This is a genomic window from Chryseobacterium sp. BGARF1 (assembly GCF_001677955.1).
Lineage (GTDB): Bacteria > Bacteroidota > Bacteroidia > Flavobacteriales > Weeksellaceae > Chryseobacterium.
Genome location: NZ_LELA01000210.1, coordinates 1 through 432, shown reverse-complemented (window position 1 = coordinate 432; position 432 = coordinate 1). Strand labels below are relative to the sequence as shown.

Below are 432 nucleotides of genomic sequence, written 5' to 3'. Positions count from 1 at the left end.
GTTCCCATTCCGAACACAGAAGTTAAGCCCACCAGCGCCGATGGTACTGCGAAAGCGGGAGAGTAGGTCGCCGCCAGTTTTTTTTAAAGTCTCATACATGAATTTGTATGAGACTTTTTTTTTGCTCAAAACTTAGAGAATGAATCAATGATGAGTGATAATTGATAGGTGTGTCACTCCTGCGGAGCTTATGCAAAAAGGGCTCAAACCTACCGTTCAATCCGGGCTAGGGAAGGGGTTCATAAGTAAAAAGATAAAAGATAAAATTAAAAAGAGTAAAGTTCAACCCATAATATAAAGAAGAACCTATTTTAGAGTTTTTTTTGAACCTCTTTGATTTTTACGGATCAGTCTCAAAAGTTGGGGACTAAGCAAAAAGTTTGGATAATCTGAATAGAAAAAAAGACTTATCTCGTACGCCTCTAAGTTGTA

General features: G+C 37.7%; 1 rRNA gene. It reads left to right on the top strand.

Annotated elements, in window-relative coordinates:
* A 5S ribosomal RNA gene (gene rrf, locus AB671_RS21625) occupies window positions 1-79 on the top strand; the annotation flags it as partial.
* Window positions 80-432 lie beyond the last annotated feature (353 nt).